We start from the raw sequence: 8,920 nt of genomic DNA on the forward strand, positions 1-8,920 counted from the left end.
CGTCATCCCGAGCGTTAGTCGAGGGATCTGCAAAGTCGTCTTGCGAGAACTAATCGTTTTAAAGAAATAGCGTATAGGAGAATCACTCCAAAATCTCTTTCTCAATAAAACGAGAACACATCACCACCATGACCCTACAGATCCTTCGGCTACGCCTCATGCTACGCATTCGTCTCCGCTCAGGATGACGCTCCTACACCACGTCATCTTGAGCGAGCGTGAAACGCGAGTCGAAAAATCTGCACCTTTCGCAGAAACAGCCTAATCGTCTTAATGAAAAAACGTGAAGGAGAATCACTCCAAAACTCTGTCTCATTAAAACGACAACACATCGTCACCATAACCCTACAGATCCTTCGGCTCCGTCGTCGCAAAGCTCCTCCTTCGCTCAGGATGATGCCCCCACACCCCGTCATCTTGAGCGAGCGTGAAACGCGAGTCGAAAGATCTGTACTTTGTGGAGAAACAGCCTAATCGTCTTAATGAAAACCCCCATCTGTCATCCCGAGCGTTAGTCGAGGGATCTGCAAAGTATTCGAGCGAGAACTAATCGTTTTAAAGAAATAGCGTAAGGGAGAATCACTTCGAAACACAGTTTGGTTAAGACGACAACACATCGCCACCATTACCCTACAGATCCTTCGACGCGGAAAATAAATTTTCCTTGCTCAGGATGACGTTGGATGAGATGTTCTCCGTATAAAGAGGATAAATCATAGGCACAGAAACGACGTATTTGAGTGACGCCCCTACACCCCGTCATCTTGAGCGAGCGTGAAACGCGAGTCGAATGATCTGTACCTTGTGGAGAAACAGCCTGTCCTCTTGATGAAAAAACCTCTCACCCGTCATTCTGAGCGAAAGAAAATTCGCATGAATTTTCTGAAGTCGAAGAATCTGCAAAGTATTCGAGCGAGACCTAATCGTTTTAAAGAAATAGCGTAAGGGAGAATCACTTCGAAACACTTTCTCAATAAAACGAGCACACATCGTTCCCTACCATCTACAGATCCTTCGACTACAAAAATTCTTTCGAATTTTTTCCGCTCAGGATGACGTTGGATGGGGCGTTCTCCATATAAAGAAAATAACTATAGGCACAGTAGTGGTCTATTTGAGTGACGGCGTCCACACTCCGTCATCCCGAGCGTTAGTCGAGGGATCTGCAAAGTCATCGAGCGAGAACTAATCGTTTTAATGAAAAAACGCGAAGGAGAAGCACTCTAAGACGTCTTCTCAATAAAACGACAACACATCGCCACCATGACCCTACAGATCCTTCGACGCGGAAAATAAATTTTCCTTGCTCAGGATGACGCCCTCAGGGGTGTTCTTCATTTGATAATATTGTTAAGTTAGAAGTTTTATTTAAAAACTTTTAGTAAAATATAGTTTTTAACTCATAACGCCAGCCCACAGTCTTTTGCTGTAAGTGCAAATCAATCTGTTAATTCTTAAGTACTTCTAAAATACAAAAAAACTCATGTCGCCATGAGTTAGTCGTATTGTCCTAAGTTATATTTTTCTACTATTGATATTATTTTATCGGCATAGTTTGGGTCTGTGGCATATCCCGCTTCGTTAATGTATCTTGCGGCTTCTCTAAAGTCGCGAGCAGTTTTTACTTTTTCATACCTCTTTGCCTCGCTAAGTAGTTTTGCGTAATGGACGAAGGATTCTTTTTTGGAGCTATATTTTTTAAAGTTCTCTAAGTACCTGCCACTTTCTCCGTCTACGTATTCTTCTGTTTCAAAGGTAACTCTGCCCTTCTTTGATACTTCTTTTACTCCAAAGTAATTGTTGTATTCGCGCGATAATTCCGATCTTCCCCAGTTGCTTTCGAGTATGGACTGCGCAATCATTACTGATGGAAAGAGGCCATATTTTTTGGCAGTCTTTTGTGCAAGGGGCACTGTCTCTTCTAGGTAGGCCTCTCTATAATCTTTACCTGTATTATTTTTGTCGAAAAATATGTTTATTACGACAATTAAAAGTGCCAAGATTACAGCCATTAAAAATATTATTGTAAGACAGCCCGAAATTATCCTTCTAAGCTTCATTTTGAACTTCCGCATAAAGTTCTGAAATTTTTCTATTTAATATTGGATGGAAATAATTTGGTATTAGTTCGTTAAGTGACTCCAGTACAAATTCACGCTCATGAAGGTATGGATGAGGAACTATTAATTCGTCTGTATAAATTATTTCTCTATCTATTAATAATATGTCGAGGTCTATTGTGCGAGGTCCCCACTTTTCGTGACGGACTCTATCTAGGTCAATTTCTATTTTTTGAAGTATGTGAAGTAAATCTATTGGGTCTTCAAAACTTCTTACTTTTACTACTGTGTTTAAAAAGTCAGCCTGATCAGTTTTGCCCCACGCTTTTGTCTCGATTATTTCTGCTTTGTCCAGTATTTTTAGTCCTTCTTCTTCCATCTCTTTTATGGCTCTATCGATGTAGGAGAGTCTATCTCCCATATTTGTGCCAATTCCAATGTAGTAATCTCTTCTTTTTTTGATGCACCTTACTGATGCTGTGTCGAGTGGAAGATTTATTGGCGCCCAAGGTTTTTTGATTTCTACATCTAAACTTTCTACTATTTCATATTTGTCAAAGATGAACTTTGTCAGTTTATAGGCAAGAGTTTCGAGAAGATCTTCTTCTTCTTTAAAGAATTCATAAATTTCGTGAGATAGTTTGCCGTAATCTATTGATTTGTCTAGGTTTTTATATATTGCCGCGTCTCTAAAGGAAAGGCCTGCCTCGACAGTTACTAAAAATTTTTGGCCAAGTACTTTTTCTTCTTTAAACAGACCGTGATTGGCATATATTTCTAGATCTTTTATTTTTATTTTATCCATTATCCACCTCAGTAAATTATAGTGTGATTTTTCTTTTCAAAACTCCAGTTGCACTCTTTGTAGGCTGGGCATCTAAAGCAGTCTCTCGAGAACTTGTCTGCTCTATAGAATATATCGAAGAACTTATCTTTGTCTAAATTTTTGCCTCTGTGAGATGATATACAGTTAAGTATCCTTTCCTTTTCATCTTCAGAAAATTCAGTATCTTCTAATATTTCTCTTGCTATATCAACTGATGCTTTTGCGTGATTTATTCCTTCTTTTATCTCAACAACTCTTCCAAGGTCGTGGAGGAGTGCTGTTGAATAGACCATGTCCTTTTCTACATCTACATCTTCTTCGAGCTTTAAAATATAACAGATTCTTGCTACAGACACAAAGTGTTCATAATTGTGTCTGCAGAAAAATCTGTTTCTCTCTAAATAATGAAGCTCGTCTAAATATTTATTATATTTTGGGCTTTTTAAAATAATATCTGTATTTTTCACTAGAATTCTATTAACCTGTAAGCTTCGTCTCTAAGTTCCTTGTCTGTTTGTAACACACCGCGAGCAACAGATGTGACAGTCTTTGAGCCAGGTTTTTTAACTCCTCTCATGTTCATGCACATATGCTCAGCTTCAATTACTAATAAAACTCCCTGTGGTTCTAAATATTCCATCATTGCCTCTGCAACTTGAAGGTTTAGTCTTTCTTGAAGTTGAGGTCTTTTTGCGTAAGTTTCTACTGTTCTTGCAAGTTTAGAAAGTCCTGCAACTCTCTTATCTGGAAGATATGCAATGTGAGCCTTTCCAAAGAATGGCAAGAAGTGGTGTTCGCACATTGAGTAGAAAGGAATGTCCTTAACTACAACCATGTTGTCGTCTACTACTTCAAAAGTTTTGGATAGATGCTCCTTAGCAGTCTTGCCAATACCAGAGAAAATTTCTGCATACATTCTTGCAATTCTATCTGGTGTTTCCAATAGGCCTTCTCTATTTTTATCTTCACCGATTGCTTCTATAATAAGCTCGGCAGCTTTTTTTATTTTTTCTTGATCCATTTTTTCTCCTTAAAATATCTATACTTTACAAAATTTATACCACAATTATAGCATTAGAACCTACAATTTACAATTTTTAAGATATTTGTTACAATATTTTGCGAGGTGTAAAATGAAAAGAAAAGTCACATCACTAATTTTGTCTTTACTTATTCTTTTTAATATCGTACCAGTTTTTGCTGCGGAAAATAATGTTACTAATAATGATAATAATAACGCAGAAGTAGCAGAAGAAATTGACCCAAAAACAATAAGGGACAAAGATATATTAGTTCCGACAAAAGACGGAATTCAAAAAGCAAACCAAATTGAATATGACCTTATAAAAAAATACGAAGAAATGCCTCTTGAAAGTTTGACAAAATCTTACTTATTGGGCGACGCCGAAACAGGCGAAGTCTTGGAAGCATATAACATTGACGAAGTTCGCGCAATGGCATCAACATCAAAGCTCGTATCCATATTTGTAGTGCTCGACCAAATAAAAGAAGGAAAGCTTTCGCTTGATGACGAAGTCACAATAGATAAAGAAGCATCAAGCCTAACAGGCTCAAGCTATAAACTAAAAGAGGGCGATACGCTCAGTGTAAATAGCCTTATAACAGCATCACTTGTAGTATCTGGAAACGACGCAATAACAGCCCTTGGAGAGCACATTGCAGGTTCAACAGACGCCTTTGTAGTGATGATGAACAAAAAGTGCAAGGACCTTGGACTTAAAAATGCTCACATGGTAAACCCAACAGGTCTAACAGACTATTCCATCGAAGACTACAACAAGATGACGACGCGCGAGATGTTTACACTTGCAAGCGAAATACTAAAACAACATCCCGAAATCTTAAAATACACAACTATGGCATCGATAAAAGAAGAATCAAGAAACTTTATCGAATATAACACCAACCCAATCTTGGGAATAGTGCCAGAAATCGACGGACTAAAGACGGGCTACACAAATGCAGCCGGAAGATGCGTAATACTTACAGGACTTGAAAAGGGTACAAAGGGAAAATCAAAGGACATGAGGCTTATTGGAATAACGACAGGCTCCATGGGAGATTGGCAAAGATTTGTATCTTGCAAAAGACTAATGACAGACGCATTCGAAGACTATGACAATGTAAAAATCGGAAGTCTAGATAAAGAAGTAAAAACAATTGAAGTAGAAAACGCACAGGATAAAAACATACCCGTGTTCCAAAGAAAAGTGGGATACAAAGTATTAAAAAACGACGAAGAACTAAAGAGCGTAGTAGAAATAAAACCAAATCTCGTGGCACCAATAGAAGCAGGAGAAAAAGTTGGACACATTCAGTACTTCCGCGGGTCTGATCTAATATTTGACTCAGACTTAATAGTAAAAGATAAAGTCTATGAACAGGGCATAATAAATAGATTTAAACGTGCCTTCGAAGAAATATTCGTAAACATAGAAAAAGCAGAAGAAAAGGACAAAGCCGCATAGAATGTATCTTAAAAAGAACAAACATAACTTTGAACTGTCATAAAAAATAGTATAGAATATGATAGTAATCTCTACACAAAAGGGCGAGGCGTAAAAACCTCGTCTTTTTTATTTATGCTTGTTTTGTTTTTGTAAACAACACCTCATAATACGTCATCCTGAGCAAGAAAATTTATTTTCCGCGTCGAAGGATCTGTAGGGTAAAGGGAACGATGTGTGGTCGTCTTAATGAGAAAATGTCTTGGAGTAATCCTCCGTTACGCTATTTCTTTAAAACAATAAGTTCTCGCTCGACTACTTTGCAGATCCCTCGACTAACGCTCGGGATGACGGGCAGAAGGCAACAGCGAGTGTATACAATTTCGTTACGACATACGAGGAAGAACACCCCCTCCAACGTCATCCTGAGCAAGGAAAATTTATTTTCCGCGTCGAAGGATCTGTAGGGTAAAGGGAGCGATGTGTGGTCGTTTTATTGAGAAAGAGATTTGGGGTGATTCTCCTTCGTGTTTTTTCATTAAAACGATTAGTTCTCGCTCGAATACTTTGCAGATCCCTCGACTAACGCTCGGGATGACGTAGTGTGGACACCGTGATCCAAATAGGTCGTTTCTGTGCCTATGATTTATCCGCTTTATATGGAGAACACCCAATCCAAGGTCATCCTGAGCGAAGACGAATGCGTAGCATGAGGCGTAGTCGAAGGATCTGTAGGGTTGAGGTTGCGATGTGTTGTCGTTTTATTGAGACAGAGCTTTGGAGTGATTCTCCTTCACGTTTTTTCATTAAGACAATAAGTTCTCGCTAGATTACTTTGCAGAACCCTCGACTGCGCTCGGGATGACAGATGGGGGTTTTCATTAAGACGATTAGGCTGTTTCTCCTGAAGGTACAGATCTTTCGACTCGAGCAAAGCTCTCGCTCAAGATGACGGAGTGTAGGGGTGTCATCCTGAGCGGAGGAGGAGCTTCGCGACGACGGAGTCGAAGGATCTGTAGGGTCATGGTGGCGATGTGTGCTCGTCTTAATGAGAAAGAGATTTGGGGTGATTCTCCTTCGCGCTATTTATTTAAAACGATAAGTTCTCGCTCGAGTGCTTTGCAGATCTTTCGACTCGCGTTTCACGCTCGCTCAAGATGACGGGGTGTGGGGGCGTCATCCTGAGCGAAGACGAATGCGTAGCATGAGGCGTAGTCGAAGGATCTGTAGATGAAAGGGAGCGATGTGTTGTCGTTTTATTGAGACAGAGCTTTGGAGTGATTCTCCTTCACGTTTTTTCATTAAGACGATAAGTTCTCACTAGATTACTTTGCAGATCCCTCGACTGCGCTCGGGATGACAGATGGGGGTTTTCATTAAGACGATTAGGCTGTTTCTCCTGAAGGTACAGATCTTTCGACTCGAGCAAAGCTCTCGCTCAAGATGACGGGGTGTAAGGGCGTCATCCTGAGCAAGGAAAATTTATTTTCCGCGTCGAAGGATCTGTAGGGTCATGATGGCGATGTGTTCTCGTTTTATTGAGAAAGTGTTTCAGAGAGATTCTCCTTCACGCTATTTCTATTAAGACGATAAGTTCTCGCTCGAATGCTTTGCAGATCCCTCGACTGTCGCTCGGGATGACGAGTAAGAGGTAACGACAGGTGTTTAGGCTATTTGCCGATGGGTTTTATTACTCCTTGATGTTATTTTGTTAAGATGATTAGTTCTCGCTCTAAGTGACGGGTGAGAGGTTTTCTAATCATAATAATCAGGTTTTTTTCCCACAAAGTGCAGAACCATATACTTACAATCCGAAAAGTTTTTAAGTATAAATCTTTAAACTATCAAAAATAAAACCTCCAACACAAAACCCCTTAATCTAATTAAGGGGCACTTAAGCTTTTATTAATTTTTAACTAACTTCTCACAAGGCTTCTTCTGTAGAGAATTATCAGTGTAATTGCAATGGCAATGTATAGCATCAAAAGCCTATTTGTCATCATCCATGTTACTGCCTTCTCTTTTGGCACGAGTTTTTGATATATTCCAAACATTGTTATCTCAGCGACTCCAGCATTGCCCGGTGTCGGGATATATTCTGTTGAGAAAATAAGTAGACACTGAAACATAACTATGCTAATTAGTCCATAATCAGAAAATCCCATGGCCCTGTATGTAAAGTAAGCCACGCTGTAGTAGAAAAATAACATTAGCACTTGAAATACAAAAATTGTCGCAAATGTCCTTTTGTTTTTAACAACTGCGCCGACATTTTTCTTTATTCCTTCCACATGCTCTCTGATGTATTCGGGCTCTTTATAAAATCTATTTAGGAATTTTACATTTTTAATTTTACTAAGTATAAAATTTATTCCCCTGCTCAAGAGCTCGCTCTTTTTAAATGCCAAAAGAGGAAATCCTATCATTACAAACTGTCCGAGAATCCCCAAGATATATAGTGGAAGTAGTCTGCCGTTAAACACTAAACTTCGAAGTTCTCCAAAAAGTGATACGACGCCTACAAATAATAGTGCCACGTGAAACATTATGTTAAAAGGCACAAGCGCAGAAAGCGCCTTATCCGCCTTAATGCCGTCTCTTAGCATAAAATAAAGCTGAGCTGGCTGTCCTCCACCTGATGTCGGTGTAATCTGGCTAAAAAAATAACCTAAAATTGCATAATTTGCGCAATGTCTAAACTTAACGCTCTCTCCCATGTCCCTAAATAATTTATGTAGCGAAATTGCTTCCATGAGCCTATACAAAATAAAGAAAATCATAGCATATAGTATATAAATCTTGTTCATGGAAAGAAATTCTTGCTTTAAATTTTTGGAGTCAGTCTTTTTATATATTATAAAAATCATTCCAAAGGACAGTACCAAGAGTATTAAGAGTTTAATCCAAATTTTGTGATCTTTTTGTTTCTTCATTTAAATGCATCCCCTTTAACAACACCTATTGGCACAAAGCACAAGATACCTAAAAAATTTTTAAAATATCACCTCATTAACTAAAAATAATTACGAAAATAAAAGCATTTATATAGATATATATAATGTATATCCAAATAAATGCTAATTAATAATATTTTATTTGATAATTATTTAAAGTGTGAAGTTATCCCCTAAATTAATAGTTACGGCTTATCTTAAATCAAATTTTCAAAATATCCTTAAAGATTTCTACAATTTCTACAAAGTTCTTCTCATCTTCTTCACTAAATCTGGAAAGTTTTGGTGAATCGAGGTCAAGAACTCCATAGACTTCTCCATTTTTTATAAGTGGAATTACAAGTTCAGAATTGGACGCACTGTCGCAGGCAACGTGGCCGTCAAAGGCATGCACATCTTCCACTCTAACTGGACTTTTTTCTCTCCATGCTTTTGCACATACTCCTTCATTATAGGAAAGTCTTGTGCATGCTGGAAGACCTTGGAATGGTCCAAGAACTAGCTCATCACCTCTTACAAGGTAAAATCCTGCCCAGTTTAAATCTTTTACAAGTGCCATTATTATTGCAGAAATATTTGACATTAGTGCAAGGGAGTCACTCTCGTCTTTAA

At 38.5% G+C, this 8,920-nt stretch carries 7 protein-coding genes; 1 reads left to right on the forward strand and 6 read right to left on the reverse strand.

Going from position 1 to position 8,920, the window contains the following annotated elements:
• Window positions 1–1,496: 1,496 nt before the first annotated feature.
• Genes ACOX6R_RS06095 through folE form a run of 4 tightly spaced genes read right to left on the reverse strand, consistent with a single transcriptional unit; the run spans window position 1,497 to window position 3,907 of the window.
• Complete coding sequence (locus ACOX6R_RS06095) at window positions 1,497–2,060, reverse strand: glycoside hydrolase family 73 protein (protein WP_433448326.1); 564 nt, start codon at window positions 2,058–2,060, stop codon at window positions 1,497–1,499.
• Entirely contained in the window at window positions 2,050–2,865 is an 816-nt protein-coding gene (gene folK / locus ACOX6R_RS06100; protein WP_433448328.1) for a 2-amino-4-hydroxy-6-hydroxymethyldihydropteridine diphosphokinase, read from the reverse strand. Before folK ends, ACOX6R_RS06095 begins: the two co-directional genes overlap by 11 nt.
• Before the next feature lie 8 nt (window positions 2,866–2,873).
• Window positions 2,874–3,353 carry an HD domain-containing protein gene (locus tag ACOX6R_RS06105; protein WP_433448330.1) on the reverse strand — a complete coding sequence of 160 codons (480 nt, stop codon included), beginning with the start codon at window positions 3,351–3,353 and terminating at the stop codon, window positions 2,874–2,876.
• Window positions 3,353–3,907, reverse strand: coding sequence for a GTP cyclohydrolase I FolE (gene folE / locus ACOX6R_RS06110; protein WP_433448332.1), 555 nt, complete (start codon window positions 3,905–3,907; stop codon window positions 3,353–3,355). Before folE ends, ACOX6R_RS06105 begins: the two co-directional genes overlap by 1 nt.
• Before the next feature lie 112 nt (window positions 3,908–4,019).
• Between folE and ACOX6R_RS06115 the strand changes: the two genes are divergently transcribed.
• Window positions 4,020–5,375 (forward strand): D-alanyl-D-alanine carboxypeptidase family protein, encoded by a 1,356-nt coding sequence (locus tag ACOX6R_RS06115; protein WP_433448334.1) that lies wholly within the window; start codon window positions 4,020–4,022, stop codon window positions 5,373–5,375.
• A 1,895-nt stretch (window positions 5,376–7,270) separates the two neighbouring features.
• On the opposite strand, the gene ACOX6R_RS06120 is transcribed toward ACOX6R_RS06115, so the two are convergent.
• On the reverse strand, window positions 7,271–8,287 hold the full coding sequence (locus ACOX6R_RS06120) for a lysylphosphatidylglycerol synthase transmembrane domain-containing protein (protein ID WP_433448336.1): 1,017 nt from the start codon (window positions 8,285–8,287) through the stop codon (window positions 7,271–7,273).
• A 223-nt stretch (window positions 8,288–8,510) separates the two neighbouring features.
• On the reverse strand, window positions 8,511–8,920 hold a 410-nt coding region (locus tag ACOX6R_RS06125; protein ID WP_433448338.1), incomplete at its 5' end, for a GAF domain-containing protein.

Source organism: Peptoniphilus sp., assembly GCF_050943655.1.
Lineage (GTDB): Bacteria > Bacillota > Clostridia > Tissierellales > Peptoniphilaceae > Peptoniphilus_A.

Excerpts from the sequence above, each read along its gene's own strand:
- folE (WP_433448332.1), bottom strand. The coding sequence starts at position 3,907 with ATGGATCAAGAAAAAATAAAAAAAGCTGCCGAGCTTATTATAGAAGCA.
- ACOX6R_RS06120 (WP_433448336.1), bottom strand. The coding sequence starts at position 8,287 with ATGAAGAAACAAAAAGATCACAAAATTTGGATTAAACTCTTAATACTC.
- ACOX6R_RS06115 (WP_433448334.1), top strand. The coding sequence starts at position 4,020 with ATGAAAAGAAAAGTCACATCACTAATTTTGTCTTTACTTATTCTTTTT.
- ACOX6R_RS06095 (WP_433448326.1), bottom strand. The coding sequence starts at position 2,060 with ATGAAGCTTAGAAGGATAATTTCGGGCTGTCTTACAATAATATTTTTA.
- folK (WP_433448328.1), bottom strand. The coding sequence starts at position 2,865 with ATGGATAAAATAAAAATAAAAGATCTAGAAATATATGCCAATCACGGT.